This window comes from Streptomyces sp. NPDC031111 (genome assembly GCF_055570675.1).
Window position 1 is genome coordinate 1 of sequence record NZ_JBVIGS010000026.1, and the last position, 25,184, is coordinate 25,184.

General features: G+C 67.2%; 22 protein-coding genes and 8 pseudogenes. 16 read left to right on the forward strand and 14 right to left on the reverse strand.

Annotation, left to right across the window (positions count from 1 at the left end):
• Positions 1-140: pseudogene (locus ACZ470_RS35595) on the forward strand (TetR family transcriptional regulator); the annotation flags it as partial.
• Positions 141-251: 111 nt separating this feature from the next.
• On the opposite strand, the gene ACZ470_RS35600 reads toward ACZ470_RS35595, so the two are convergent.
• The 3 genes from ACZ470_RS35600 to ACZ470_RS35610 form a co-directional block, all read right to left on the reverse strand.
• On the reverse strand, positions 252-755 hold the full coding sequence (locus ACZ470_RS35600; protein WP_468434089.1) for an ATP-binding protein: 504 nt from the start codon (positions 753-755) through the stop codon (positions 252-254).
• Between the two features lie 170 nt (positions 756-925).
• Positions 926-1,597 (reverse strand): cytochrome b/b6 domain-containing protein, encoded by a 672-nt coding sequence (locus ACZ470_RS35605; protein ID WP_468434090.1) that lies wholly within the window; start codon positions 1,595-1,597, stop codon positions 926-928.
• Entirely contained in the window at positions 1,581-2,306 is a 726-nt protein-coding gene (locus ACZ470_RS35610) for a molybdopterin-dependent oxidoreductase (protein WP_468434091.1), read from the reverse strand. Before ACZ470_RS35610 ends, ACZ470_RS35605 begins: the two co-directional genes overlap by 17 nt.
• Before the next feature lie 647 nt (positions 2,307-2,953).
• Between ACZ470_RS35610 and ACZ470_RS35615 the strand changes: the two are divergent.
• Positions 2,954-3,182 (forward strand): annotated as a pseudogene (locus ACZ470_RS35615) (DNA primase); the annotation flags it as partial.
• Positions 3,179-3,580 (forward strand): DUF6009 family protein, encoded by a 402-nt coding sequence (locus ACZ470_RS35620; protein WP_468434092.1) that lies wholly within the window; start codon positions 3,179-3,181, stop codon positions 3,578-3,580. The pseudogene ACZ470_RS35615 and the gene ACZ470_RS35620, both read left to right, overlap by 4 nt.
• Positions 3,581-3,654: 74 nt before the next feature.
• Here the strand turns inward: ACZ470_RS35620 and ACZ470_RS35625 are convergent, their stop codons facing one another.
• Both ACZ470_RS35625 and ACZ470_RS35630 read right to left on the reverse strand, forming a co-directional pair.
• The gene (locus ACZ470_RS35625; RefSeq protein WP_468434093.1) at positions 3,655-4,212 is read right to left on the reverse strand and encodes a hypothetical protein; all 558 of its coding nucleotides are present in this window, start codon (positions 4,210-4,212) and stop codon (positions 3,655-3,657) included.
• Positions 4,213-4,414: 202 nt separating this feature from the next.
• Positions 4,415-5,290, reverse strand: coding sequence for a helix-turn-helix transcriptional regulator (locus ACZ470_RS35630; protein WP_468434094.1), 876 nt, complete (start codon positions 5,288-5,290; stop codon positions 4,415-4,417).
• A 201-nt stretch (positions 5,291-5,491) separates the two neighbouring features.
• Here ACZ470_RS35630 and ACZ470_RS35635 point away from each other — a divergent pair, with 201 nt between their 5' ends.
• Together ACZ470_RS35635 and ACZ470_RS35640 are read left to right on the forward strand one after the other, a co-directional pair.
• Positions 5,492-6,331, forward strand: coding sequence for an SDR family oxidoreductase (locus ACZ470_RS35635; protein WP_468434095.1), 840 nt, complete (start codon positions 5,492-5,494; stop codon positions 6,329-6,331).
• Between the two features lie 37 nt (positions 6,332-6,368).
• On the forward strand, positions 6,369-7,145 hold the full coding sequence (locus ACZ470_RS35640; RefSeq protein ID WP_468434096.1) for an SDR family oxidoreductase: 777 nt from the start codon (positions 6,369-6,371) through the stop codon (positions 7,143-7,145).
• A 338-nt stretch (positions 7,146-7,483) separates the two neighbouring features.
• On the opposite strand, the pseudogene ACZ470_RS35645 reads toward ACZ470_RS35640, so the two are convergent.
• Together ACZ470_RS35645 and ACZ470_RS35650 are read right to left on the reverse strand one after the other, a co-directional pair.
• A pseudogene (locus tag ACZ470_RS35645) lies at positions 7,484-8,202 on the reverse strand (TetR/AcrR family transcriptional regulator).
• 409 nt (positions 8,203-8,611) lie between these two features.
• Complete coding sequence (locus ACZ470_RS35650; RefSeq protein WP_468434097.1) at positions 8,612-9,427, reverse strand: SDR family NAD(P)-dependent oxidoreductase; 816 nt, start codon at positions 9,425-9,427, stop codon at positions 8,612-8,614.
• Between the two features lie 712 nt (positions 9,428-10,139).
• Here ACZ470_RS35650 and ACZ470_RS35655 point away from each other — a divergent pair.
• Positions 10,140-10,494 (forward strand): annotated as a pseudogene (locus tag ACZ470_RS35655) (transposase); the annotation flags it as partial.
• Positions 10,495-10,497: 3 nt separating this feature from the next.
• Here ACZ470_RS35655 and ACZ470_RS35660 read toward each other — a convergent pair.
• A complete protein-coding gene (locus ACZ470_RS35660; RefSeq protein ID WP_468434098.1) occupies positions 10,498-10,932 on the reverse strand; it encodes a MarR family winged helix-turn-helix transcriptional regulator in 435 nt (144 codons plus the stop codon).
• A 107-nt stretch (positions 10,933-11,039) separates the two neighbouring features.
• Here ACZ470_RS35660 and ACZ470_RS35665 point away from each other — a divergent pair, with 107 nt between their 5' ends.
• Positions 11,040-11,954, forward strand: a complete 915-nt coding sequence (locus tag ACZ470_RS35665) for an alpha/beta hydrolase (RefSeq protein ID WP_468434099.1) — start codon at positions 11,040-11,042, stop codon at positions 11,952-11,954.
• 138 nt (positions 11,955-12,092) lie between these two features.
• Here the strand turns inward: ACZ470_RS35665 and ACZ470_RS35670 are convergent.
• The 4 genes and pseudogenes from ACZ470_RS35670 to ACZ470_RS35685 form a co-directional block, all read right to left on the reverse strand.
• Positions 12,093-12,890: pseudogene (locus ACZ470_RS35670) on the reverse strand (Tn3 family transposase); the annotation flags it as partial.
• Positions 12,891-12,984: 94 nt separating this feature from the next.
• Positions 12,985-13,221, reverse strand: a pseudogene (locus ACZ470_RS35675) (Tn3 family transposase); the annotation flags it as partial.
• A 30-nt stretch (positions 13,222-13,251) separates the two neighbouring features.
• Positions 13,252-14,058: pseudogene (locus tag ACZ470_RS35680) on the reverse strand (IS5 family transposase).
• Between the two features lie 69 nt (positions 14,059-14,127).
• Complete coding sequence (locus ACZ470_RS35685; RefSeq protein ID WP_468434100.1) at positions 14,128-14,442, reverse strand: hypothetical protein; 315 nt, start codon at positions 14,440-14,442, stop codon at positions 14,128-14,130.
• Between the two features lie 325 nt (positions 14,443-14,767).
• On the opposite strand from ACZ470_RS35685, the pseudogene ACZ470_RS35690 reads away from it, so the two are divergent.
• The 3 genes and pseudogenes from ACZ470_RS35690 to ACZ470_RS35700 all read left to right on the forward strand — a co-directional run.
• Positions 14,768-14,821: pseudogene (locus ACZ470_RS35690) on the forward strand (hypothetical protein); the annotation flags it as partial.
• A gap of 208 nt (positions 14,822-15,029) precedes the next feature.
• Positions 15,030-15,407 carry a transposase gene (locus ACZ470_RS35695; RefSeq protein ID WP_468434101.1) on the forward strand — a complete coding sequence of 126 codons (378 nt, stop codon included), beginning with the start codon at positions 15,030-15,032 and terminating at the stop codon, positions 15,405-15,407.
• A gap of 806 nt (positions 15,408-16,213) precedes the next feature.
• Positions 16,214-16,792 carry a hypothetical protein gene (locus ACZ470_RS35700; protein WP_468434102.1) on the forward strand — a complete coding sequence of 193 codons (579 nt, stop codon included), beginning with the start codon at positions 16,214-16,216 and terminating at the stop codon, positions 16,790-16,792.
• A gap of 12 nt (positions 16,793-16,804) precedes the next feature.
• Here ACZ470_RS35700 and ACZ470_RS35705 read toward each other — a convergent pair whose 3' ends face one another.
• The gene (locus tag ACZ470_RS35705) at positions 16,805-17,092 is read right to left on the reverse strand and encodes a tetratricopeptide repeat protein (RefSeq protein ID WP_468434103.1); all 288 of its coding nucleotides are present in this window, start codon (positions 17,090-17,092) and stop codon (positions 16,805-16,807) included.
• 1,001 nt (positions 17,093-18,093) lie between these two features.
• Positions 18,094-18,228, reverse strand: coding sequence for a hypothetical protein (locus tag ACZ470_RS35710; RefSeq protein WP_468434104.1), 135 nt, complete (start codon positions 18,226-18,228; stop codon positions 18,094-18,096).
• A gap of 1,032 nt (positions 18,229-19,260) precedes the next feature.
• Here ACZ470_RS35710 and ACZ470_RS35715 point away from each other — a divergent pair.
• The 6 genes from ACZ470_RS35715 to ACZ470_RS35740 all read left to right on the forward strand — a co-directional run bounded on the left by ACZ470_RS35715 (position 19,261) and on the right by ACZ470_RS35740 (position 24,412).
• On the forward strand, positions 19,261-20,373 hold the full coding sequence (locus ACZ470_RS35715) for a bifunctional DNA primase/polymerase (protein WP_468434105.1): 1,113 nt from the start codon (positions 19,261-19,263) through the stop codon (positions 20,371-20,373).
• Entirely contained in the window at positions 20,370-21,917 is a 1,548-nt protein-coding gene (locus ACZ470_RS35720) for a DNA primase family protein (RefSeq protein ID WP_468434106.1), read from the forward strand. The genes ACZ470_RS35715 and ACZ470_RS35720 overlap by 4 nt, the downstream gene beginning before the upstream one ends.
• Positions 21,914-22,315: a DUF6009 family protein gene (locus ACZ470_RS35725; protein ID WP_468434107.1), complete on the forward strand. Its 402-nt coding sequence runs from the start codon at positions 21,914-21,916 to the stop codon at positions 22,313-22,315. The genes ACZ470_RS35720 and ACZ470_RS35725 overlap by 4 nt, the downstream gene beginning before the upstream one ends.
• Before the next feature lie 361 nt (positions 22,316-22,676).
• Positions 22,677-23,240 carry a hypothetical protein gene (locus tag ACZ470_RS35730; RefSeq protein ID WP_468434108.1) on the forward strand — a complete coding sequence of 188 codons (564 nt, stop codon included), beginning with the start codon at positions 22,677-22,679 and terminating at the stop codon, positions 23,238-23,240.
• Between the two features lie 312 nt (positions 23,241-23,552).
• On the forward strand, positions 23,553-23,936 hold the full coding sequence (locus ACZ470_RS35735; RefSeq protein WP_468434109.1) for an RICIN domain-containing protein: 384 nt from the start codon (positions 23,553-23,555) through the stop codon (positions 23,934-23,936).
• A gap of 29 nt (positions 23,937-23,965) precedes the next feature.
• The gene (locus tag ACZ470_RS35740) at positions 23,966-24,412 is read left to right on the forward strand and encodes a DUF4913 domain-containing protein (RefSeq protein ID WP_468434110.1); all 447 of its coding nucleotides are present in this window, start codon (positions 23,966-23,968) and stop codon (positions 24,410-24,412) included.
• Positions 24,413-25,184: the final 772 nt, after the last annotated feature.

The following is a 25,184-nucleotide window of genomic DNA, read 5'->3' on the forward strand; positions in this document are numbered from 1 at the left end:
ACGGCGCCATGGCAGCCGGCTGCCTCTTCGACCCCGAACTGATCTCCGAAACCTTCCTCAACGGCGTCGAAGGACTCCTGCGCACACTCACCACAGACGCACCCGACAACAGCGCGCGTGAGGCCACACCGGCTCTCTAGCCTGCTGCGCGGCGACGCGAGCACCGCCGGACCCAGCGAGACGTCCCACACTCCACTGAGCCCGGTGGCCCTGCTCAAGGAGCGCCTCACGGCCGACCGTCCGTTCATGATCTACAAGGCCCGGACCGGGGTGTCGATCACCAACCGGGCTTTCGGGATCCCCGGCAGCCCCACTTGCTGGGACTCGTGCGGGAGGAATGCAGCCCACGTGGTGCAGCCGTTCCCACTCACTCCCCAACTGTCCGCCAGCGTGGCAACTATCATGAGACCGCGCCCTCCCAAGTCGTCATGGTGCGCACTGCGGACTTGGGCCGGCGTCGGGTTGCAGTCGGACACTTCGACTCTGACCGCGCCCGCGACCTCCACGATCTTCATCGCGATCTGACCACGACCGTGCTCCATCGCATTCGTCACCAGCTCGGACACGACCAACTGAACGTCGTCGACGAGAGAGCCGCCCATGCCCCGGAGTCGCAGAACGGCGGAGGCGGCATGTCGAGCTTGGGAGACTCGAACAGGGTCAGGCTCGATGACGGCCTCAAAACGACACTCCGCTTGAGTGAGGACCGTTGTGGGCGGCATGACGGATCCTTCCGCTACTGAGGTCGCCGGCATGCAATCTCCAGAACCCAGACCCACATACGACCACTTCCAGAGTTGTGTGGAATGCTCACTATACAGTAGACGAAGTGCGCCTCGAGAAACCACCGCGTCCGGCTGCGGTCATCACACGTGTGCCGGGCGCCACCTCTGGACAGCGCTCAGTGCTCAAGCTCGACTTGACCTCATCGCCTGTCCCGGCGTCCGACACGCTGGTCAGCGGTCGGCTCCGATGTCGGCCGCCACAGCGGATGCTCCCGCTCCGCCCAGGCCCGGCTGACCAGACCGGTTCGCATACCCCGGCGGGCCTCCGGGTCCCCCATGGCCATCCCGATGTGGCCAGCGAGGACAATGCCCAGAGTGAGGGCCAGCCAGTCGTGGATGAACGTGGCAGCAGTGCGCCACTCCAGCGGGACGAGCTGCGTCCACCACATCATCACTCCGGTGCCGAGCATGATGAGCGTGGCACCAGCCGCCCAGGCGGCATAGAGCTTCTGGCCGGCGTTGAACTTGCCCGCTGGTCGGGACCTCCGCCGCTTGTCCCGACGCAGAACGGCGGCCAGCCAGCGGCGGTCGTGAGGACCGAAGCGGTTCAGTAGGCCCAGGTCGGCGCGGAAGGCACGAGAGCCCAGGGCGGCCAGTACCGGAACCGGGAGGGCGACTCCGGACCATTCGTGCACGGCAACCACCAGGGCGCGCCGACCGACGAGTTGGGCGAGCAAGGGAAGGTACAGCATGGCCGCGGTGAGTACGCACACACCCATCAGCACGGCTGTCGCGCGGTGGGCCCAGCGTTCGGTCCTGCTGAATCGCCGCAGACTCCCGCTCTCCTGCGGATCATCACGCCGTGGGCTCATCGTCCCGCCCGTTTGAGCGCCCCACCCAGGCGTCGATGTCGTAGCCACGCTCTTCCCAATAGCCAGGCTGGACGTTCTCCGTGACGCTGATACCGGAGAGCCACTTGGCGGATTTGTAGAAGTACATGGGCGCGACGTAGAGACGAACGGGTCCGCCGTGGGCGTGCTCGAGGTCCTTGTCCTGCATACGCAGCGCCACGAGGACATCCGCCCGACGCGCCTGCTCCATGGTCAGACTTTCGGAGTACGCCCCGTCGAAGCAGGTGAAGCGCACCGCACCGGCGGACGGGTGCACCCCGGCCGCGTCCAGCAAGTGGGACAGACGCACTCCTTCGAGCGGGGTGCCGGGGACACGCCAGCCGGTGACGCACTGGATGTCGCGCACCATACGTGTCTGGGGCAATGCCTTGAGGTCGCTCAGGGTGTAGGTCATCGGGCGGTCGACCAGACCATCGACGGAAAGCCGGTAGGTGTCGGCGTTCTTGCGCGGAACGGACGAGGTGACCGAGTAATACCGGAAGCCTCCGCCGTTCGGGAGCAGGCCGGTCAGTCCGGAGGGATCCAATTCTGAGGCACCGCCCAGGAATGCCTCCATGCCACTCTGCAGCTTGGGTGCGGCCGCGACACCCAGCACTCCGAGCCCCAGGGTGCCGAGGAAGACCCGCCGCCCCACGGGAGCGCCCCGCCTCTCGGGTGGTTCAGAGTTCACGCACTCATCTCCTATACGTTCGCCGGACCAGCCGCCGGTTCCTGGTGGATGCCGCGCCACGTCAGCAAGACAGAACATTCTTTTCTCTTGAGGATGACAAGCAACCCCCCGACTGTCAAGACAGAACGTTCTATCCGTAGCTGTCGACGACGTATCAGTGAATCGGCAGGGCGTGCGTGACAATGACACCCTCTACGGCAGGAGGCGAAGTGAGGCCGGCCGGTGCTGAGGTCGACTTCCCTGTGTCCGACCGAGGGCACATACTCGACGCTCGGTCGCTTCAGTCGCTTCGGTAGCCGACAGGAGCACCGAACACGGGATCAGCCCCGAAACCTGATTACGCCGTAATGGCCGGACGTACTGCGCGCGTTGCCTCGCGGTGTTCGGCGAACTAGTCATCACTGTGAGAGGTGGCTGCCAGGACTGCAGCCGGCATCCAGCACCGAGGGCTTCAGTCGCCGCGCCCCTGGCCGCGGCCAGCCGACGCACCCTCTCGCAGCCGGCCGAAAACACCAGCCTCACACTGCGTTGGCTGTCGCACGGCTCGAAGCCAGAACAGGAAGCCCGGCAGGCGCTGCATAAAGCCGCAACAGCAGCCCGGCCAGGTCAGGAACATCGCGCCCGCCCACCGGACGCTCCAGGAAGGATGCTGCACACTCGCCCCCGACCTGCGGGCAGAACAGACGGTCCTCTACTCGGCCTACCGCGCATGGTGCCAAAATGAAGGAGCACCGGCTGCGTTCTCACGTGTTCGCGGCCCATGCCCGAGAACCTGTGGGACCGGCTTCACCCAAGGAGATGATTCTGTCCAACCAGCGCAAACACTGTCCCGGCATCGGACTGCTCATCGACCAGGAAAGGGACCCCAGCGTATGAGCTCCCTGATCAGCGAGGACGAGATCAGCCACGAAGCTGGCATCGTGTGGCTGGAGGACCTCGACCACCTCGACTACGTGCGCCAGAGTTTGGACAGGCTGCCCACTCGCAAGGGGAAGCCTGCCTACCACCGTGACGGCCGAATGGTCGGATACGCGCTTCTCGATACGACGGCGAAGCCCTCCCGGGCCTCCGGCACTTTCCGCCGCCGCGTCTTCTGGCTACTGCCTCACGACCGTGACAGCCAACCCGAAGGGTTGTACGCCAAGAGCGCTCCTGCGGAGGCTATCGACCCCCGCACCCTTGAAGCCCGTATCAAGGGATACAAGACGGAGCGCTCCGAGGGTGGTCCGCCGTCAAGCGCCATGGAGGAGTTGGGGATAACACTGCCTGCGTGAGGGCTGAAGCACCGTTCGAGGAAGTGGGGGACAATGCGGGGCAAGGACTCTGCGCCCCTGCTGTCAATGGGGCATCAGCCAGGGGTGCTTCCCGTGCGGTCGAGACGCAGGCAGGAGATGAGGAAGAAGATTCCTCCGAGCACGGCGTAACCAGCTACGTTGGTCAGCTCCGGATCCTGCGTGGTTGCCTGCTGGACGAACGACACCCCGGCCAGCGCGGACAGGCCACCGCTGAGGACCATCGGCCACTGGCCCCCCATCCTGCGACGGCTGAGACCGACGAACAGTTGGAGGAGTCCCGCGAGGATCGCCCAAGCACCCCACACACGCAGAACCGCCGGCACACCTGAGGTGCCGGCGACGGCGAGAGCGCCTGCGGCGACGAAACTGATCAAGATGTTCACTCGCAAACCGAATACCGAGCCGACCCGGGACGAGCGCGCGTCGGCTACCGCCGCACCAAGGTCGAACAAGGGGTAGAGGACGAGTAGGCCGATCGCGAGCAGCCCGAGGTAAGACCTGGTCGCGAACAGCAGGGCAGCCCAGACGACGGCGAACGCAAAGCGCATGAAGTACAACTGACGCAGGGCTGACGGGTTTCCGACGGTGGCGGATGATTCGACGGTGGTCACAGCAATCCTTGATCCTTTCCAGCGGATCGATGGATGACGGGCGTTCGTGACGCCAATACCGAACGTTCTATCCGTTGAGAATGGCGACTCCACGTCACACTGTCAAGGCAGAACGTTCTATCTATAGAACTCCGTCGGGCTGCTGTAGGCCTGGCCCGGGTCAGCGCCAGGCGACCGCGGCTGGGCTGGTGTGGGGGTACGGCTACGACGGGCCGTCCGCTCCGGTCTGGGCCATGCGGCTGGAGGCAGTTGTCGGCCTGCTCCATTGCGCCAACAGGCGCAGCGAGGTTTCGGAAGGGCTGTCAGGTTCGGTGCTGTAGACGAAAAGGGTCTGGTCGGGGTCGTCTGCGAGGGTGAGGGCCTGATAGGTGACGGTGAGGTCGCCGACGAGGGGGTGGTGGTAGTCCTTGGTGCCGGTGGTGCGCCGGTGGACTTTGTTGTCCGACCAGAAGCGGTGGAATTCCTCGCTGCGTATGGACAGATCGCCGACCAGGGCGTGGAGGGCCGGGTCGTCGGGGTGGCGGCCGGCGTCAAGGCGGAGCATGGCGGCGGTGTCGGCGGCCACGCGGGCCCAGTCCCGGTACAGCTCGCGTGCGTGTGGGTCGAGGAAGACGAAGCGGGCCTGGTTCCGTTCAGCGGCGGGGAGTGCCCGGAAGTCGGTGATCAGGCGTCCGGCGAGCGGGTTGTGCGCCAGGACGTCGAGGCGCCTGCCGAGGACGAAAGCGGGACGGGTGGCCTGCTGGAGGGTGTCCAGGAGGTCCCAGGTGGCGCGGTGGAGCTGCTGGGGGCGGGGGCGGCGGGGCGGCCGGACGGGCCGGGGCCTGGCAAGTGCGTGCAGGTGGCTGCGTTCGGCGTCGTCCAGGTGCAGGGCGGTCGCGAGCGCGTCGAGGACCTCCGTGGAGGCGCTGCGGCTGCGGCCCTGTTCGAGGCGGGTGTAGTAGTCCACGCTCACACCGGCCAGCCGGGCGAGTTCCTCCCGGCGCAGGCCGGACACCCGGCGCCGGCCCAGGTCGGGGCCGGCGAGTCCGACCTCCTGTGGAGTGAGGCGGGAGCGGGCGGAGCGGAGAAACTCGGCCATTGACAGGCTGGTGACATGCTCACGGTCCATCCGTCCAGGCTCGCACGTCCGCCCGGGGTGCGGCGGCTTGAAGGTGGCCCTGTTTGTCCCCCGATCGGACGGGTCATCTTACGGCTGCTACGGCCTGCTCCGAGCCGGTTCACTGGATCCCGGACCCGCCCACCGGAAGGGGTGGCCGGGCCGACGGCATGGAGGCATCTCATGGCGACATGGTTCATCACTGGCGCATCCCGGGGCCTGGGGCTGGAAATCGCACGAGCGGCGCTGGACGGGGGCGACTCCGTTATCGCCACCGCCCGCGATCCCCGGAAGCTCCCGGCCGACCTGCAGCAGCACGACCGGGTCCTCGGCGTCACCCTGGACGTCACCAGGAGCGAAGAGGTCACGGCAGCTGTCGAGACGGCCGTTCAGCACTTCGGCGGTATCGACGTCCTCGTCAACAACGCAGGCCGCGCCCTGCTCGGCGCCCTGGAGGAAATCACGGACGCCGAGGCACGCTCACTGTTCGACCTCAACGTCTTCGGCCTGATCAACATGACCCGCGCCGTCCTGCCGGTCATGCGAGCAGCCGGGGCGGGCAAGATCGTGCACATCGGCTCCCGCTCCGGATTCGAGGGCGAGCCCGGGGTGAGCATGTACAGCGCCTCGAAGTTCGCGGTCGCCGGGATCGGCGAGGCACTCGCGGTGGAACTGGAGCCGTTCGGAATCCAGAGCATGGTCGTGGAGCCCGGCGTCTTGCGCACCGACCTCCTCGACGCCAGCTCCCTGCAGACCGCGGCCCAGCGCATCCCCGCCTACGACGGCACACCCGCCCACGACACCCTGGACTGGGCCGACACCGCCAACCACACCCAGCTCGGCGACCCCGTCAAAAGCGCCGCCCTGATCCACGAGGTCACCATCGGGGACAAGCTCCCCGGCCACCTGGCGCTGGGCCGCGACGCGATCGAGCGCCAGCTGGTCAAGATCCACAGCCTTCAGGACGACCTCGCGGTCTGGCAGGACAAGTCCGCCGCCACGGCCTGCGACGACGCCGCGTAATCGCCCTGCCCCTGAGAACAAGGAAGTACCCCTACCTATGACCTCCCTGCTTACTGGACGGCCGCTCGACGGCCGAGTGGCTGTGATCACCGGCGCCTCCAGCGGAATCGGCGCGGCCACCGCCCGCCGGCTCGCCGAACTCGGAGCCGCCGTGGCCGTCGTCGCGCGCCGCCGGGAGAACCTCGAAGCGCTCGCCGCCGATATCGTCTCGGCCGGCGGAAGGGCCATGTATCTCCCCCTCGACGTCACCGACCGGGCAGCCGTCCGCACAGCCGCCGACCAGGTCGCGGACGAACTGGGACCGGCAAACCTGGTGTTCAACAACGCGGGCGTCCAGTTGATCTCCGCCATCGACGAGCTCAAGGTCGACGACTGGCAGCGGCAGATCGATCTCAACGTCACAGGGGTGATGAACGTGATCGCCGCCTTCCTCCCCCACCTGACCGCCGCCGCCAACCAGGGGGCTGCCGCCGACCTGATCAATACCTCCTCCATCGCGGCGACACGCATCCTGGAGAAGTTCTCGATCTACTCCGGCACCAAGGCCTACATCAGCCACCTCACCCGCCTCATCCGCGTCGAACTGGGCCGGAAGAATGTGCGGGTGAGCGCCATCGAGCCTGGCATGGTCGACACCGAACTACCCGACCACGTCACCGACCCCGACGCCAGCGCCCTCATGACCGGCCTGCTCCACGACATCGAGTGCCTGCACGGCACCGACATCGCGGAGACCGTCGCCTTCATCGCCTCCCCTCCCCGACACGTCAACATCAGTGAACTGACCATCCTGCCCACGGCCCAGGCCGTATAGAGCGACAAGCAGGCGGGTGCGAGCGGTGTGGGGGCCCGCGGACGGCTCACACCGCCGGGCACCGGGGGCGCCCAGGTGGGGAGCAGGCCTCGACAACACTACGTCGAGCACGCCGTCAGCCTCGACACCGACATGGAAATTGTCCAACGCACGCTCGGAGAGAAGGAGTTCAACCCTCTACCGAAAACGCTGGACCGTGGAACGGACCCACGCGGGCGGCTGATGCTCCACCGCCCCCTCACCCGCGACTACGGGTGACCCTGCCCGTCCGCTTGGGGCTTGCCGGGAAACAAGTCGCTGCTCCCCCCCTCTGGGGAAGATCCGTTTGAAGACGGTCCCTAGTGCCGACGCCCCAGGGACCGCGGGGCAGATCCTTGCTTCGCACCGATGTCCGAAAGGTCGCTCTCGGCGGGGGCCTGCGCCGGGAGCAGGAGACGGCGCAACGAGAGTGTGCTCGGCGGAGGCAGCGCCCCGCCGGCCGCATCCGCGCGGAACGACTGGAGCAGATAGGCCACCAGACGACGGGACGCCGCACGGTCATTCGGCAGCGCGGTGACCAGAGCACAGTGGCACAACAGGGTCACGGTGAGGTCGGAGGGGTGGAAGTCGGCCCGGAGCTCGCCCGCCGCCTGGGCCCTGCGAACCAGGGCGTTGAGGTCCCGCTCGGCCTGTTCCTTGACCTGGATGTGGTCGTCGGCGCTGTCCGGGAAAGCCGCGACGGGCCCGAGAAACCCCGTTCCTCCCGCTGGAGTTCGCAAACTGTTTCGACCACCCGTTGGAAGCCTTCCCACGGGGACGGGTCGGCCAGCGCCTCGGTGAGTGCCCTGGCGCAGATCTCCAGCTCGTCCGAGAGCGTGGCCCGCACCAGGGCATCCCGAGTGGGGAAACGCCGGTACAACGTGGCCACGCCCACTCCCGCCCGTCGGGCGATGGTCGCCATGGGCGCGTCGATCCCGTGCTCGGCGAAGACGGCCCGGGCCGAGACGAGGATGCGCGTCCTGTTGTGCCTCGCGTCAGCCCGGAGCCCGTCCAGGCTCGTTGTTCTGGATTCGGCCACCCCGTCTCTCACCTCCGTGAAGCGATCGATGTCATCCGGTTCACCAACCTATGCGCATCGCTGGTCTCCCGCTCAACCGGCGGCAGCAACGGTGAGCGGTCGCGGCGTGGTGCCGCACGGACAGAACGCTGGTGCCGGGCGGGCGAGGCCCAGGAGCCGGGCCGCGGCAGAAGGCTTCGACCCGGCGAGGCGCATCACCCCGTCCGGTATGCGGTACCGCAACATCGCCGGTGCGCCGCAGTCGTTCCAAGCGGCACGGAGGTCCCGATGGTGCCGGTATCGGTGCCGGTGGCGCCGGGCTCGAGACGCCCACGGCGCACGGCTGCGACGTCGCGACGTTGATCTCGACGTGCTCCAGCCGGGTCCTGCCCCCGCGCTGCGGCGTGCGTGGCAGGTGCTTGTCCGGCTGTCAGACGGTCTTGATCTGACCGCCGTCGACGTTGTAATCGACGCCGGTGATGCCGCTGGCCACGGGTGAAGCCAGGAAGGCGACCAGCGCGGCGACCTCGGTGGGCTCCACCATGCGGCCGATGGAGACTCCCAGCCGGCCCGGTAGCTGCGCCAGGTATGCCTGGTGCGGGGCACCCAGCTGGCGCGCGAGCATCGCGCCCTGTCCTTCCGGGTCCTCCCACAGAGGGGTGCGGACCAGGCCGGGAGAAATGGTGTTCACCCGCATACCCTGCGGGCTGAATTCCTCACTGAGCGACTTGCTGAAGACGTTCAACCCTGCTTTGGCACTGGCGTAGGGCATTACTGAGGTGTAGGGAATGCGGGCGCCTCCGGAGGAGATGTTCACGACTGACCCCTTGCGCCGCAGGAGGCTGGGCAATGCAGCACGCGTGGTACGGACGGCGCTGAGCAGGTTCAGATCGAGCATCCGCTGCCACTGCTCTTCGTCGAAGGTGGTGAAGCTCAGGACTGGGCCCTTGTCCTCCCCGACGTTCCGGGTCAGCAGGTCCTTGTCACCACCGCCGACGTTGTTGACGAGGACGTCGATCTCCCTCAGCTCGGCCAGGGCCTGCTCAACGAGGCGGCTGGGGCCGTCGGCCTCGGAGAGATCGACCTGCACGGCGATCGCCTCGGAGGCGGCCAGTTCCTTGGAGACGGTGCGCGAGCCGGCGACGACTCGCATGCCCTCGCCGAGCAGTGTGCTCACGACGGCCGCGCCGATGCCACGACTGGCTCCGGTTACCAAGGCATTCTTTCCGGCCAGTTGGAAGTCCACGGATTTAATCCTCTCGATCAGTACGTAAATCAAAGGGGCGGCCGTACCATCCGATCTTGCGCAGCATTTCGTCGGGCGATGCGGGGGCATGAGCCGACCCGGAGGGTTTCCCTGATCTCCTCACGCGACGGAAGAGATGTGCACAGGAAGGATGATTTGATACTAAGGGAAGAAAAGAACGACAACTTCCAGTTCCCGCGAAGTGAGATGAGATGCCGTCGATATCATCTCACTTGCATACGGCGGGGCGCCAACAGGATCGGAGCGCGGATACGGCACCGGAGGTACGCGTAGCGGCGAGTTGTCGTGCGAGCGAGAGCCTGGCTTCGGCGAGGCATCCCTCGGTGCGGGCGCCGAGGAATTGAGCACTGTGCCTCGTCGCCACGCGGCCCCGCGTACCATTGGCGACACCACGATGCAGGCTGGGCCACAGGTTGGCGATGCTGTCCTGCACCGACTTGCCCCAAACCACACCTTCAGCATGCGTGTTGGCGAAGTCCGGGTCCACGTAGATGCGGATTCTCTTGAGTAGATGTGGATTCTCTTGATGAGTTCAGCCTCGAACTCGAACACATTGCAGAACAGCCCGAAGAAAGAAACGCCGTCAGGGAATTCTGCGGCTGACATCGTTGTTCCCTTTTCCGCGCCCTCGACAATCACGTAGTTCACGGAAGCAGTTGACAGCAATCTCTTCGCGACGCTTCTGGATATCGCTGGTGGCGGTCACTTTTCTGAGCGCCCAGCTACGCACCGTCGCTTTCGACGCCCCATGTACTTCCCACGGTTGCTGCTCGGTCGGCGCCGGCACCCTGTGGGGCGTCGACCTACCCAGAAAGGGTGCCGCCAACACGCCGGCCGCGCTGAAGTCGATCCGTGCCGCCCGGCCCGACGGCGCCCCGATCCACGTGATCCTGGACAACCTGTCCGCCCGCAAAGGCGCCGACATCCGTCGCTGGGCAGGGAAGAACGAGGTCGAGCTGTGCTTCACCCCGACTTATGCATCCTGGGCGAGTCCGATCGAAGCCCACTTCGGACCACTGCGGCAGCTCACCATCGCCCGGACCGACGGATCACTCGCGCATACGGCCTGACGCGGGCGAGGCGAGCATCGCTTTGAGGATGCGTTGCAGCTCGACGCGGTCCTGGGGGGTAACCCTCGCCAGCCTGCGGTCGTACTCCGCGGCGAGGGCCGCAAGTGCTCGATCGCGTGCTCGCGTGCCCTCAGCGGTCAGTACAAGCCGATGACGCCGCAAGTCCGCCTCGTCGATCTCGCGGCGGACAAAGCCCTTGGCGACGAGGTTGCGAACGTAGACCGTCACGCTCGCCTTGGGCAGCAGCAGCGCAGTCGCGATCTCGGCCGGGTACGGCGATGCCTCCACCTCGGCCAGGACGAAAAACTCCTTCGTCTCCAACCCGAGCTCCGCCAGCTCCCCCGTGCAGGCATCCATCACGACGCCCAGCAACCGCTGGTTCAGCGTCCACAGCTGCGCCCCGTCGACTGACATGCGCCCCTCCATCCATGTGGTACAGTTTCGTATTAGTTCTAAGTCGTACAAGACACTATTTTGTACTGGACTCCTGTGGAACAATAATCTCACGAAAGAAGCCACGCATGCTTCGGCACCTCACGATGCCGCGCGGTCCCATCAACCTTGCCGCGGACCTCCACCTGCCCGACAACGCCGACAGCAGCGCACCGCTGCGCGCCGTGGTGCTCTCCACCCCGGGCAGCAGCGTCAAAGAGCAGATCGGCGCCAACTACGCCTCCCGTCTCGCTGCCCGCGGCATCGCGGCCCTTGTCCTCGACCCCGCCCATCAGGGCCAGAGCGAGGGCGAGCCCCGCGATTTGGAAGACCCCTACCGCCGAGGTGAGGACATCTCCTACGCCCTCGACGTACTCACCACGACCCCCGGCATCGACCCGCAGCGCATCGGCGTCCTCGGCATCTGCGCCGGTGGCGGCTACGCCGTGCACACTGCCCGCACGGACCACCGCATCAAGGCGGTCGGCACGGTCGTCCCCGTCAACATGGGCACCGCGTTCCGCAGCTTCCAGCCCGACGGTCCGGCCACAGCACTCGACGCCCTCGCCGACGCGCGTACCGAAGAGGCCCGCTCCGGCGAGACGACCCGCGTGAACTGGCTGCCCGATACTCTTGAGGACGCCGCGGCAGCGGGCCTGACCGACATCGACACCACTCAGGCCGTCACCTACTACCGCACCGAGCGCGGCGGTAACGAGCACTCCACGAACCGGCGCCTCTTGCGCAGCGACCCCCTCCTGCTGGGCTACGACGCGTTCCACTTGGCCGATCGGCTCATGACCCAGCCCCTGCAGGTCATCCTCGCCGGACGCATCGGCAACACCGGCTCCTACGACACCGGCATGCAGCTGTGGAAGCTGGCCCCCAACCCCGTCGACCTCATGGTGATCGACGGCGCCGGCCACTACGAGATGTACGACGAACCCGAATACGTCGACGCCGCCGTCGAACGACTCACCAGCTTCTACGCGAACAACCTGTAAGACATCCAGGAGTGGTCATACGTCATGGAGGACCACCGAGGTCCACCAGGCCATGTCAGCCATGTTCGGCCTTGGGGATCAGCGCAATGTCTGAATCTGCACGGTATCGGCTGTGAGACGAGGGGCTCATTTCGCGTCTCACAGCCCATTAGGCATGGAGTGCCATAGATCATCGGATCTGACACAGCGCCTCACCGCCCTGGACTTCGGCGGGCAGGGCGAAGCGTAGCGGCCGTGGAAGTTGATGTGGGCGAACATCAGCGGTGAGAGGCGGGCGATGTCCTCGTCGCGGACGTGGTGCCCCTCGGCCCGCATCTCGGCGATGATCTGCTGCAAGTAGACCGCGTTCCAAAGGATCACGATGCCGAGCACCAGCCCCAGCGCCGCCCAACTGATCTTCTTGGCCCTCCCTGTATGCACGCCTGAACTGCCCTTTTGCCCGTGGAGGATGCGGCGGGCGAGCTGGTGGCGGACTTATTGCCGGTTGAGCTGGGTGTTGGCCCGGCGCCGCAGCAGTTCGTCGGTCAAGTACGACGACAGGTAGGCGCTGCGGCGCAGGCGCCCGAATTCCATGACGGCCTTGCCGGTGGGGGTGGGCTTGCCGCCGGGGACCAGTACGCGCAGGGCTTCGGAGGCTTTGATGGTGCCGGAGTTCAGGGAGCCGGCCAGCCGGAGCATGTCGTCCCAGTAGATGGTGATCTGCTTGAGGTTGATTCTGTCGCGGGTCAGTTCGTTGAGGCGGCCGCAGTCGGCATCCGGATCCGCACGGTACAGGATGGCGCTGCCCGCGTCGGCCAGGCGCGGGGAGAACTGGTAGCCCATGAGCCTGAACAGACCGAACACGACCTCCGAGGAGCCGTGCGTGTCCAAAGTGATCTCGACCGGCCGCAGCGGTGTCTCCTGTTCGAGGAGGCCATCCAGGATGGAGCAGGAACGCGCTGGGTGCCCGGGACCAGGATGCCGTGCAGGCCTGGACCAGGGGCAGACGCATGTGGCAGTCGACCAGACGGGCGTTGACGAGACTGAGGGTCTGGGCGCACAGGTAGTTCTGTTCGACCCAGAACAGCCGGTCGCGGGAGAGCACGTCGACCCCGTCGTGGACGATCGGTTCCACGCCGACGTCGGTGGCCTCCGCGGTGAGCACGGCGGCCACGGACAGCGACAGGTCGTCCATGCGGGAGCCGGCTGCGGAGACGTGGGTGAAGTCGGTCAGGAACGGGGTCCAGGAGTTGACCTCCAGCACCATCTCGGGCAGGTCGGCGGGCATCCGCTTCTCGGGACCTCCTTACTGATCGTTTCAAAAAGACCTGTGAAGGCGGCGGAGACAGATGATGCTGCAGGCAAGTTCAAGCAGACCCTGGTGGAGGTCCGCACGGTGCTCGTAGCGGATGCGTAGGCGCTTGAACTGGTGGAGCCAGGCGAAGGTGCGCTCCACGACCCAGCGGACGCGGCCGAGCCCGGATCCGTGCGGAGTGCCGCGCCGGGCGATGACGGGCTTGATGCCGCGTTGCCACAGCAGACGGCGGTACTTGTCGTAGTCGTAGCCGCGGTCGGCGTACAGCCTTCGGGTCGGCGTCTGGGCCTACCACGCAGACCGTGGACGTTTGGGATCGCGTCGAGCAGCGGGAGCAACTGCGTGACGTCATGTCGGTTGCCGCCGGTCAGTGAGACGGCGAGCGGGGTGCCGTGTCGATCGACGATCAAGTGGTGCTTGGACCCGGGGCGGCCCCGGTCGACCGGCGAGGGGCCGACATGGTTCCCCCTTTGACCGCGCGGATGTGGGAGCCGTCAATCGCTGCGTCCTCCATGTCCAGCCGGCCGACCTTGCGGAGCTCGGCCAGGAGGACCTCGTCCAGGCGTGGCCACACGCCCGCCTCGGTCCAGTCCCGTAGACGGCGCCAAGCGGTCACACCTGAGCAGCCAACGACCTGGGCGGGAACGTCGCGCCAGCTCACACCCTTGCGCAGGACATAGACAATGCCGGCCAGCGCGGCTCGATCCGGGACCGGACGGCGGCCCGGGTGGCGGTGTCGGCGGGGTGGCCGAGGCGGCAGCAGCGGGGCTATGCGCCCCATAGATCGTCAGAGACGAGATCAGCAGACACCCGGCCGAGCCTGCCCGACGTGCCTGGCGGACTCCAGCCGACACGCTCTTCTCGCACTGGCGCGATGGATCACATCTCCCGCTGGTCGGTCCGCCAGGGGATCTCCTGGAGAACATCCTCAGGAGTCGGCACTGCGTCCGGGGAGTGTCGGCGGATCTCCCGGATTACCGAGGCATCGGCGGTGCAGAGGTCCCAGCTCGTGCTGTCGAACTCCCGCAGCACCACCCTCAGCTCATCGCCTGCATACCCCGCAAAGTCCCCGTCAACAAACTGTAGGTCCGGCGCGACCAGGGCCAGCAGCTCCAGGGTCCCGATCCCGGCGCCGGAGGAAGCCTTCTCGATCTCGGCGAACCTGGTGACCAGTTGGGCATCGTAGATCCGCACCTACCAGGTGAGATCGAGCCCAAAGCTTCCAAGACGCACCAGGAGTTCCGCCAGGGTGACGTAGTACCGATTGGAGGCGCGGTCTTGCCCGGGAGGACAGTCACGCCAGGCCGTGAACGTGACCGACTGCATGACGCCAGAGGACCTTGCCATCGGTGCGGACTCCGTTCACTTGCGAGGATCAGCGATGCTCTCAACGCATGATCTTCCGCGACCGCACCTGCAGGTCATTTTGAAACGGCCAGTGAATGGGCAGTTGTGGACGCGGCGGCTGATCGGCGAGCTGATCACGAAGCTGTACCGGGTACGGCTGACCTAACCGGGGGTGGGCAAGTACCTCAGGCGTTGGGGGCTGTCCTTCCAGCGCCCGGACAAACGGGCCGTCGAGCAGGACCCCGAGGCCGTGGCGCGCTGGCATCAGGAGACCTGGCCGAAGGTCCGAGCGAAGGCGAAGGCCGACGGCGGTGAGATCCTCTTTGCCGACCAGGTCGGCATCCGGTCCGACCAGGTCACCGGCCGCACCTGGAGCGGGAAAGGGGAAGACGCCCGTGGTGCGGCGGAGCGGGAACCAGTTCTCGGTGAACGCGATGTCTGCGATCAGCACCAAGGGCCGGATGCACTTCATGGTCTTCACCGAGCACTTCACCGCCGAGGTGATGTGCCGCTTCCGGGACCGGCTCGCCGGCCACTTCGACCACAAGGTCCACCTCGTGGTCGACGGACACTCCGCCCACCGCTCGAAGAAGGTCCGCGACTGGCTCGCCGCCCACCCCGACGACGTCGAGCTGCACTTCCTGCCGCCCTACTCACCCGAGCTCAACCCTGACGAGCTGGTCAACGCCGAACTCACCGCCGAAACCCGCCGCTTCTTCCACCGACGGCAGCGCCAGCCGCACATCGTCCGCGGCTACTTCGGCGGCCCGCACGTTCGCTACGTCCTGGACGAGAACCCCATGAGTTTCTGATCAATATAAACAAACAAGTTTGTTTTCAGACCCATGCATGTCCGTTCCGCTGAAGCTCGCCCCGGCCGACCGTCCGTCTCCGGCGTTCCTGAAGGGCGAGGCGAAGAAGCTGCTGATCGACGGAGAGTGGGTCGCCGCCCACTCCGGCAGCACCCTGGAGACGATCGACCCAACCACGGAAGAGGCCCTGACCTCGTTCGCCATGGCCGGTCCCCGAGGACGTGGACCTCACGGTGGCCGCTGCGTGCAGAGCCTTCGAGGACCCGGCATTCGAGCGGCAGCTCCGCCTGCTGAGTCCTCTGCGGCTGACGGGACGGACGAAGCGAAGAGCGGTCCTTCTCGCCATCGGTGAGGCGGAGCCGTGGCGACGCGGTTCAGGAACCGCGTCGCCACGGTCTGCCGTAGCTGAGTCAATGCAACGACGACTCTCGCGGTCGTGAACGCAGCGCAGCCTCGCGCCAGGAAGTCGGATGGAGGAACGGGACGAAGGTCGGCATCGCGAGTGCGTCCGCCCTGCTGCTGTGCCAAGGTGGCACGGGACAAGGAGTGGGGCGAACCTGGGGTCTGCTGGGCGCCCGGTGTGCTGCACCTACGGCTGTCGGGCGGGTGACAGACTCGAAATCCTCGCGGTGGCGAACAACCGCGACTACGGGTTCAACGCGGCGTTCCTCGGGGTGCGCCCGCCACGGAGCCGGGGGCGGGGGCGGGAGAAGAGGCGGAACCCCTCGGCCGGAGGGTCGCTGGCAGGGGTACGGCAGAGTCGAGTACATCAGCCACGTTGGCTGGGGTCCTGCAAGAATGCCACGATGTCGCTTTCAGAGACAGAATACATAGCCCTCATCGTCGAGACTGTCCAGCGTTCGGCTTGCGTCCGGATGGACGGGGCCCACCTGGCCGTCGCATTGGCCATGATCGATGAGGCGGAAGGGCGAAGGGCTCGGCGTGCGCGCAAGACCATTGCCGCGTTCCGGCCCCTCATAGGCAACGAGAGCCTGTTCGACCATGACAGGGACCTGTCTTTGATCGCTGCAATCCCGGCCTTCCGGTTCGCCCTCGCGGGCCGCCCCGTTCATGTACTGTTCCGCGGCGATGACCACGCCACGCACACGATGCACGGGCTGTACGAGAAGATCGCCCAGGAGCTTCAGTTGGCGGACGGGGTCGGTCTGCTCACAGGACGCGGGCACGGGGGCCAGCTTGACCGCCTGCGCGATGATCTGCTGCTCAACTACCACCGTCCGTTCACGGTCGGCGGCATCACGCGGTTCAGGACTGTCCATTCGATCATGGGTTCTCGGCAGAGGAAGGATTGCGTCGCGATCCTCCGTGTGCCGGAGGACCGTAAGTTGGTAGCGCGCTGGTACAAGCAGCTGACCGCGCTGTGATGGGCGTCACCATCACGAGGTGCCGTGACGCCGTGACCGCACGTAGGCGAGGTTGTCGATCGCTTCAGGATGGCGGCGCTCAGCGGCCTTGGCCAACCAGCTCTCTGCCTGCGGCAGTTGGCCCTCCTGGACCAGCAGGCATCCCAGGTTATTCATGCCGTCGGTGCTCCCGGAATCGGCTGCCTTGCGGAACCAGTGCTCGGCCTCCGCTGCCTTTCCCTGCCGCACGAGCTGGTCGCCCAGCCGGCACAGCGCTGAGGTGTTGCCCGCCTCGGCAGACATGACCAGCACTTCGTCCATCGACGTTGCTGTCACCAAACCGGGCTGCGGGGCAGTACGCCGCCGCGCCCACCATCCCATCAACCTGCCCACACCCGTATGATTTCACGGCGCCGTGGCTTTATCGAGGACTCACGACAGCAGTTGTTAACGTGGCCGTGGCAATCGTGCGGCCGCGGTACCACAGGGAGCGGAAGGAGCCGTCGGGCTCCTGTCTTCGGAACAGCCAGCGCAGCACCTTCGCCACATGCCTGTCGCGCGCGTCACGTCCCGAGTCGAGGAGGGCCAGCACCGTCCGGGCCGTCAGCTCGGTGCACGGGCCGAGCGGCCCGGGTGCGGTGTCGCGTACGGCGAGACTCCACGAGCCCGCGGAGTCTTGCTGCGCGCAGAGCCACGCCGCCCCTCGTCCGACGTTCTCGTCGCCCTTGTTTCCCGAGAGGCGGGCCAGAGCCGGGACGGCCTCGGCGGTGGCGAGGGTCGTCGGCCAGCTCGGCGTACCGCCGGGGGCTCCAGCCACCCGCGGGCCACGACGGGCCGGGGAAGGGTGCTGCCTGCTGGGCGCCGCGGGAGCATGACCCTCGTGGCCCTGAGCCGGTGGTCGCCGCCATGGCCAGCGTCGACCAGCGCCGTCGCGGCCAGGCTCGCCCGTCTCACGTCCAGGGGCGCGAGGTTCCAGGTGCCCTGCGGACTCGCCGTTGCCCTGAGCCACTTGACGGCCGCTTGAGCGATGTCCTCAGCAAGTCCGGAGCGCAGGAGGCCCACACAGATCCGGCTCGTGATCCAGGGGGCGCCGCCCAGTGCCCCGGTCGCGCCTTCGTGGTCGTAGATCTCCCGGAGGAGGGACAGTGCGGCGCCGCGCTGTCGGTCCAGCACCCGTGGCAGCCGTCGGAAGCGTGAGGATGCCCGGCCCGCCGTGATGCTCGCGTAGGCGGGCAGGTGGAGACCCAGCAGCCGATGTACGGCACCCGCGGTGAAGGGCATCCGGGGTGCCGGGAGGGTCTCCAGGGTCGCAGGCGGGGCGTTCAGCAGCCGTTGGTGGCGGTCGCTCGGGTCCAGGCCAGTCCGGCCTCCAGGCCGCCGATGCGGTCCATGAGGGGCGCGGTGGCCGCGATGGTGCCAGCGGCAAGCTGGGGCACGATGATGGCGAGGACGTCCACGACGTGCGCGGTCGCCAGTGGCTCGGACCGCGGGTGGCGGGTGCCCCAGCCGCCGTCCGGGTTCTGTACCCGGCACAGGTGGGGGACGCCACGGCCGACAAGCCCGTCCGGGCGGACGGGTCCGCCAGGTGGAGAGCGAGCAGAGCCAGCGCGGTGCCGACAGGGGAGAAACTCTGCTGCGGGGCAATTCCTCCGTCCGAGTGCTGGTACGCGAACAGGACCCGCGTGCCCAGACCCACGGATTCCGAGAGGCGCAGAGAGAGGTCCGCAGCAGGGTCGGCAAGGTAGGCAAAGGGCTGCATACTACGTTCGTCCTCGCATGTACATGTCGGGCAGCCGGCCGTCCGGTCCCCACCTGGGGGCGGCGAGGCCGCGATTCACGGCGTGGGCGACCGCCTCGCCGCCATAACGGCGTCCGGGTACATCCGGTTCGATTCGCTGTCGGGACTTGCCTGCGGAGAGCGGGTGGTCCGGTGGTCCGGTGCTCGATCGCTTGAGTCGCTGCGACTGTGCTTCAGTCTCTCGGCGGTGAGTCCTTCAGCCGCTGAGTCGCTGGGTCGCTGCCCCGTAGCGGGGCCTGAAGAGGCCCAGAGAGCGGGCAGCGACTGAAGGAGCAGCGACTGAGCGACTCTTTGGTCGCTGTGTGGGTATTGGAGAAACCGCAGGTCAACGTAGGGTTGCAAGAGTGATAGCGACTGAAGCGACTCAAGTTCTGGGTATATGAAGACATTCACGCGCGTGCGCGCGTGTGTATATATAGGGACCTTCAGTCGCTTCAGTCGCTGATTGGTCCTTGGCATAGCCGTTGACCTGCGGTTTTTCTAGCGACCGAAAACAGCGACTGAAAGGCCTTCGGTCGCTGCCCCTCCGTCGGGTCGCTGGTTGGGTCGCTGAGGGAACCGAGGGCCGTACCGAGGGCCCGTCAGGGACGAGACATCAGCATTCGTTTGCAAGTGCTCCGCAATCTCACCGACCACGTTCGCTAGTCTGTGTCTGTCATTGAGTCGCTTCGGTCGCTGGTAGGGGGTGCACATGCCTGCTGAGCTGCGCTTTTCCGTCAGCGACTCAAGGGAATCCACCCCTGAGACCTCAGTCGCTGCCGCCCTGGCCACCGCCAGGTGGTGCGCACGCCGAGGCTGGCCGGTGCACCCCCTTGCCGCAGGCCGCAAGACCCCGGCCGCGAACTGCACGGACTGCCGTACGACTCCGCACACCCCCGCTGAGTGCCCCTGTCTCCCCGCAGGCCGCTGGTGTCACGGTTTCCACGCCGCTACCCTCGACCAGCGCCGCATCTCCCAGTGGTGGGGTGCTCACCCGGAGTTCGGCGTCGGTATCGCGTGCGGCCCAGCACGTTTGGTTGTCATCGACATCGACGCTCATTCCACTCAGCCCCCTAGCAGGGATCGGATCCTGCCCGGCATCCCCATCGCCGACCACATCGATCTGACCGGACTCGCCAACGGCTTCCACACCCTTGCCGTCCTGGCTGCGCTGCGCGGCCGGCCCAGCCCAGCCGAGGACGACACCACGCTGCGGGTCCGTACCCCGTCGGGTGGCCTGCACGTCTGGTACCGGACCACGGACAACCGCCGCTGGCGCTGCTCCTCCGGGTCGAGCCAGGGTGCCGCGCTCGCCTGGCAGGTGGATGTCCGGGCGCACGGCGGCTACATCGTCGCCCCGGGCACCACGACAAAGGCCGGAACGTACATGCCGGTCGGTACGGTCCGTGAGCCCGCTACCCTCCCCGTCTGGCTAGCCCAGGAACTCGAGCGCACCGGCCACCTGCCCGCGCCCAACATCCCCACGCCCCGTTCGGTCCCCCCTCGGGCCCGGCAGGCTGTCCTGGCCGCAGGTGGGGGGCGTGACCGTCTTCAGAGTCTGCTCTCTGCCGTGCTGGCCCCTGTCGAGGCGTGCGGTCAGGTGGCGGAAGGCGCCGGGTTCTCGGACGCGCTCAACCGGGCCGCGTACACCCTCGGAGGTCTCGTCGCTGCGGGCCGCCTCACGGAAGAGGCGGCCGAACAGGCCCTGACCCAGGCGGCGGTAAGCGCCCGTCCGGGCCAGGAGCGCCGTGCGGCACAGATCATCCGCAGTGGCCTTGCTTCGGGGCGTAAACGCCCCCTCCACGCGAGGGAGGGACGCCCATGACGTCACCGAGCAATGACACCGGGACCCTCTTCGACTTCGATCCTGAAGCGGTGGCCGCCCAGATCCGTGCCCAGGCCCGCCCCGAGCCCCCCACCACGACGGTGCCCCTCCCCGCCCAGGCGGACGCCGAGCCGCGTGCCGAGGGAGAGGCGACCGCTGACGGACTGCTGCCCGACACCCTCAGCGATCGAGGCAACGCCAAGCTCTTTGTCAAGCTCTATGCCAACGACTACCGCCACGTACCCGGCATCGGCTGGTACCGGTGGGACACCACCCGCTGGCAAATCGACGACGACGACACCGTGCTGTGGGCGGCCGGAGACCTCGCCGAGGCCATCGCCACCCACGACCCGCGTGGCGTCTTCACGACCACGGCCCTTCACCAGCACCGCCGCCGCGCCCTATCCACCACGGGCATCAACGCCATGCTCACCCAGGCCAAGTCCGCGCCCGGCATGGTGCTGAACGCCGCGCTCCTGGACGCCGATCCCTACGCTCTGTGCACTCCGGCCGGGATCGTCGACCTGCATACCGGTCTGATGAAGAGCCCCGACCCCAACAAGGACTTCCACTCCCGCTCCACCACGGTCGGCCCGCAGCTGATGGCGACTCCTCGATGGGAACGATTCCTCACGGACACCTTCGGATCCGATGCCGAAGACCGGGAGATGATCGCGTACCTGCAACTGCTGCTGGGCTACTCCATCACTGGCGATGTCGGCGGCCAGGTCCTGCCGTTCCTCTTCGGCGCGGGCAAGAACGGAAAGTCCGTGCTGCTGGACGTGCTGATGAAACTTCTCGGCGACTACGCCGACGCGGCCCCGCCCGGCTTCCTGATGGCCCGCCCCTACGAAGGGCACCCCACCGACCTGGCCGAGCTGCACGGCAGACGCGTCATCGTCTGTTCCGAGGTGAAGCCGGGAGACAAGTTCGACGAGGCCCGCGTCAAGCTGCTCACCGGCGGCGACCGCATCAAGGCCCGCCGCATGCGCCAGGACTTCTTCAGCTTCGAACCCACCCACAAACTGTGGCTGCTGGGCAACCACCGGCCGGAAGTCGGCACCGGCGGGTTCGCGTTCTGGCGGCGCATGCGGCTGATCCCGTTCGAGCGAGTCGTCCCCGACCACCGCAAGATCGACAACCTGGCGGATCTCCTCGTGACCGAGGAGGGCCCGGGCATTCTGGGATGGCTGATCGCGGGCGCACGCCGCTACCTGTCCGGCGACCGTGATCTCACCGGCCCGGAGAGGGTCCGGATCGCCACCACCGCCTACGCCGAGACCGAGGACCACACCGGCCGCTTCTACGAGGAGTGCTGTGTGCTCGGCTCGGATCTGCGGGCCGAGCAGACAGCGCTCTACTCGGCCTACAAGGCGTGGTGCCACAATGAAGGAGCACCAGCCATGTCGTCGAGGGCGTTCGCCGCCCGCACTAGGGAACTCGTAGGCCTGGCCTCGCCAAAGGAGATGATCCTGTCCAACCAGCGGAAGCACTACCCCGGTATCGGACTGCTCACGGATCACGAACGGGAGGCCAGTGCATGAGCTCCTTGATCACCGCGGACGAGATCAGCCACGAGACGGAACTCGTGTGGTTGGAGGACATCGAACAGCTCGACTACGTCCGTCAGAGCCTGGACAGGCTGCCCACTCGCAGGGGCAAGCCCGCCTACCACCGTGACGGACGCATGGTCGGCTACGCCCTTCTCGGTTCCACCGCCAAGCCGTCGCGTGCCTCCGGCACCTTCCGCCGGCGGGTGTTCTGGTTGCTGCCGCACGACAGGGACAGCCAGCCGGGCGGCCTGTACGCCAGAAGCGCCCCGGCGGAGGCTGTCGACCCGCGCACCCTCCAGGCCCGTGTGAAGGGCTACAAGACCGAACGTTCCGAGGGCGGTCCGCCGTCGACGGCGATGCAGCAGCTGGGCATAACCCTGCCCCTGTGAGGTGAGGTGGCGGGCCACCGGTCCGCCACCACCCGGAGCCCGCCGCCCGGTCGGGCCTACGCATGCGCTGTTGAACTGTTTCTTCCCTGAGCCCGTTGCGATGTGGGCGGGGCTGTCGTGCCACCGACCTGTGACCGGTCAAGGTCACGCGGCTGACACCGTAGGGAAGGGACGGACATGAACCTGGGCGAAGAAGCGGGCCGTTCGGCGGCGGAGTCCTCCGCACAGCTGGCCGTGGTGATTTCCGGGGACGGCACCGCCGCCATCGAGGGAGAGCCGGTACCGGTCGTGCCGGGCGAGCCGCTTGACGTCGCGATCCTCGACACACTGCACGGGTACGCCCGCAGCCGGGGTGCAGTCCGTGACGGCTGTCATCTCCGATCCGTCCGCGGACTACGTGGCCATCGTCGAGGTGGCGCCGGACGGCTCCAGCAGGCTGCTGGAGGAGACGGGCGCGGTCAGTGGCGAGGAGCCCGATCCTGTGGAGCCGGATCCGATGGCGGCCGCGGCCGTGGCCGAGCCTGCCGGGCCAGTCGATCCGCAGGCCACCATGGGCTTGCGCCCAGCGGAGTCCGACCACGCGGCAAGGCCGTTCCCGGATGTCGACCTCGCTGGCGATGTCGGTGTGGAAGGGGGCGTGCTGGGGCGCCCGGCGGGCCCGCGGGCCATGGTCCCTGCCTTCTCCCCCGGCTCAGGCAGCAGTTCGCGTCCTGTGCCGGGTCCGGTAAGGGGGCCTGGTCTTTACGGGGGATCCGGCCGGAGGAAGGACAAGGACCAACCGCAGTCGGATGACGAGTTCGAAGGACCGGGGCTGTTTCAACGACCCCTGGTCATGGGAGGGGTGGCCGTCGGCGTGGCCGTCCTCGTCATCGGTTCACTGGTCCCTCGGCAGCGGTGGCGGATCGTAGGGCGGAGAGGGGAATAAGGCCGCCTCGGGTGCGACGGGGCAGGGGGCCCGGCGGTCTCACCGTCGCCGAGCAACGACACTCCCCCACCTCCTTCCCCCTCCCCCTCGCCTTCTGTTTCCGCTTCTGCCTCCAAGTCGCCCACACCGACCCGGACACCGAAGGCATCCCCACCAGCACAGGCCAAGACGCCGGCGAACGCGGCCTCGGGGACAGTACCGGCGACCGGCAGCGTCGCCGACCACCCCCGCGGCCCCGTACTGATCAAGAACCAGAAGTTCGGCTTCTGCATCGACCTGACCAACACGGCTGAGGGCAAGCCGGACGGCCAGGTGCGCGCCGCCCGGTGTGAGGCGTCATCCAGCGACAACCAGCCGTGGGCCTTGGAGCTGAGCCGTAAGGGCCGCGGCACCGGTGGTGCCGATCTCTTCCTCATCCGCTATGTCACGGACAACCTCTGCCTGGATCTGCCGGACTACGGCTCCGTGACGTCGATGACGCTTGTGGGGGCCTACCACTGCATCGGGACGGAGGACAACGATCAGCTCTGGTGGCTGGACGAGCGTCCCAATGGCAGTTACTGGATACGCAGCCAGAAGGGCGGCGACATATGCCTCGGTGTCGGACGGAACAACAAAGACGCAGATCATGTGCATGGCACCGTCTATGGATGCAGCGACCTCGATGACCATCAGTGGAAGTTCGTGAAGAGCTGAGGGACACCGGCACCTCGGGAAGGAGCACCATGACGGCCGATACCGCCGACGCCACCTCCGCTCCGGAGGCGGAGGAACCCTCCGCACCGCGCTTCATCCTCTATCTGGAAGGGCCGGAGTACGCCGAAACGCTGCGGCAGCTCACTCTGGGGACGCATCACGTGCTGTTGCCCGTCTACGGCCGTGAGGCCACCTCCACGGCCCCTTGGTGTGGCGTGTGGTGGGAGCACCCGGAAGCCGTCGCCCAACTCCATGGCCTGTGGCTCGCCTGGGGTGAGCTGACGGGTCCGGGCTCCGGGATGTGCGGGTCGGCCAACTGGCACCGGGACTATCTGGGACCGGTGATGAACGCCCTTCGTGATCTCTCGGGCCCCTTCGCGGGCTGCAAGCCCCGCGCCCACCGGGCGAAGGAGAAGCCGTGGGTCGAGGCCGTGGACCCGTTCGGCCCGCCACCGCCGCAGAACGTCCCGGCCTGACGACATACGCGCCTCGCTCCCTATGTGACCACTCCCCCAACCTTCCGGTGAACCGCGAGGGCCGTTGCGATCCTCGTACGCCGATGAGGCCGGGGGGAGCTAGCTCGGGGTCCCCCCGGCCTCTCCTCCGAGAACAAGGTCTCTGTTGACTGCACGTGTTCCTTGCTCTGCGGCCCCGGATCACCGCCTGTGTGTCACTCGCCAGAGTCGTCGCCGGTGTCCTGGTCGGTGAGAGCGGTCTGAGTACGGTCGTGGGGTGCGGTTTCCCCAGCGACAATCGACCCTTGCAAACAGCGAAGGACTGGGTGGGGCACGCTGACCACGTCGTCGTGGCCACGCCGGTCACGGAAGAGGGCCAACTGGCCGGACTATGACGTGGTTCGTCGCGGTACGCGACCGCCCGTGAGGTGGCCTTCCGCAGGGATGAACTTCTCTGGTCCGCGAGCAGCCCTCGACGTCCGGTCGGCGAGTACTTCGCCCTGCAGAGCCCTGGCTGGCGGGTGAACCCGAAGTGCTCGCCCTCCGCTGAGCGAACGATCAGCGGGCCGCTCTTGGAGAGGGTACCGCCGTTCCATTCGACGATTGCGCCGTGGCTCAGGGCGAGTGGTGTGGATGGGGCCTGAGTGAGGAGGACATCGCACGCGAGGAGGACTTCTCCCGTTTGGACGACAGCAGCCTTGAGGAGGACCTGTTCGGGCAGGAAACGAGAGCAGGCCGTGAAACGCGAGCTGGACAAGGCGAGCAGAAGGTGACCCCGACAGCCGCGGCAGCG

Coding starts and splice junctions, on each gene's coding strand:
- ACZ470_RS35600 (WP_468434089.1), bottom strand. CDS start 755: ATGCCGGCGACCTCAGTAGCGGAAGGATCCGTCATGCCGCCCACAACG.
- ACZ470_RS35605 (WP_468434090.1), bottom strand. CDS start 1,597: ATGAGCCCACGGCGTGATGATCCGCAGGAGAGCGGGAGTCTGCGGCGA.
- ACZ470_RS35620 (WP_468434092.1), top strand. CDS start 3,179: ATGAGCTCCCTGATCAGCGAGGACGAGATCAGCCACGAAGCTGGCATC.
- ACZ470_RS35630 (WP_468434094.1), bottom strand. CDS start 5,290: ATGGCCGAGTTTCTCCGCTCCGCCCGCTCCCGCCTCACTCCACAGGAG.
- ACZ470_RS35635 (WP_468434095.1), top strand. CDS start 5,492: ATGGCGACATGGTTCATCACTGGCGCATCCCGGGGCCTGGGGCTGGAA.
- ACZ470_RS35640 (WP_468434096.1), top strand. CDS start 6,369: ATGACCTCCCTGCTTACTGGACGGCCGCTCGACGGCCGAGTGGCTGTG.
- ACZ470_RS35660 (WP_468434098.1), bottom strand. CDS start 10,932: ATGTCAGTCGACGGGGCGCAGCTGTGGACGCTGAACCAGCGGTTGCTG.
- ACZ470_RS35665 (WP_468434099.1), top strand. CDS start 11,040: ATGCTTCGGCACCTCACGATGCCGCGCGGTCCCATCAACCTTGCCGCG.
- ACZ470_RS35695 (WP_468434101.1), top strand. CDS start 15,030: ATGTCTGCGATCAGCACCAAGGGCCGGATGCACTTCATGGTCTTCACC.
- ACZ470_RS35700 (WP_468434102.1), top strand. CDS start 16,214: ATGTCGCTTTCAGAGACAGAATACATAGCCCTCATCGTCGAGACTGTC.
- ACZ470_RS35705 (WP_468434103.1), bottom strand. CDS start 17,092: ATGGACGAAGTGCTGGTCATGTCTGCCGAGGCGGGCAACACCTCAGCG.
- ACZ470_RS35715 (WP_468434105.1), top strand. CDS start 19,261: ATGCCTGCTGAGCTGCGCTTTTCCGTCAGCGACTCAAGGGAATCCACC.
- ACZ470_RS35720 (WP_468434106.1), top strand. CDS start 20,370: ATGACGTCACCGAGCAATGACACCGGGACCCTCTTCGACTTCGATCCT.
- ACZ470_RS35725 (WP_468434107.1), top strand. CDS start 21,914: ATGAGCTCCTTGATCACCGCGGACGAGATCAGCCACGAGACGGAACTC.
- ACZ470_RS35740 (WP_468434110.1), top strand. CDS start 23,966: ATGACGGCCGATACCGCCGACGCCACCTCCGCTCCGGAGGCGGAGGAA.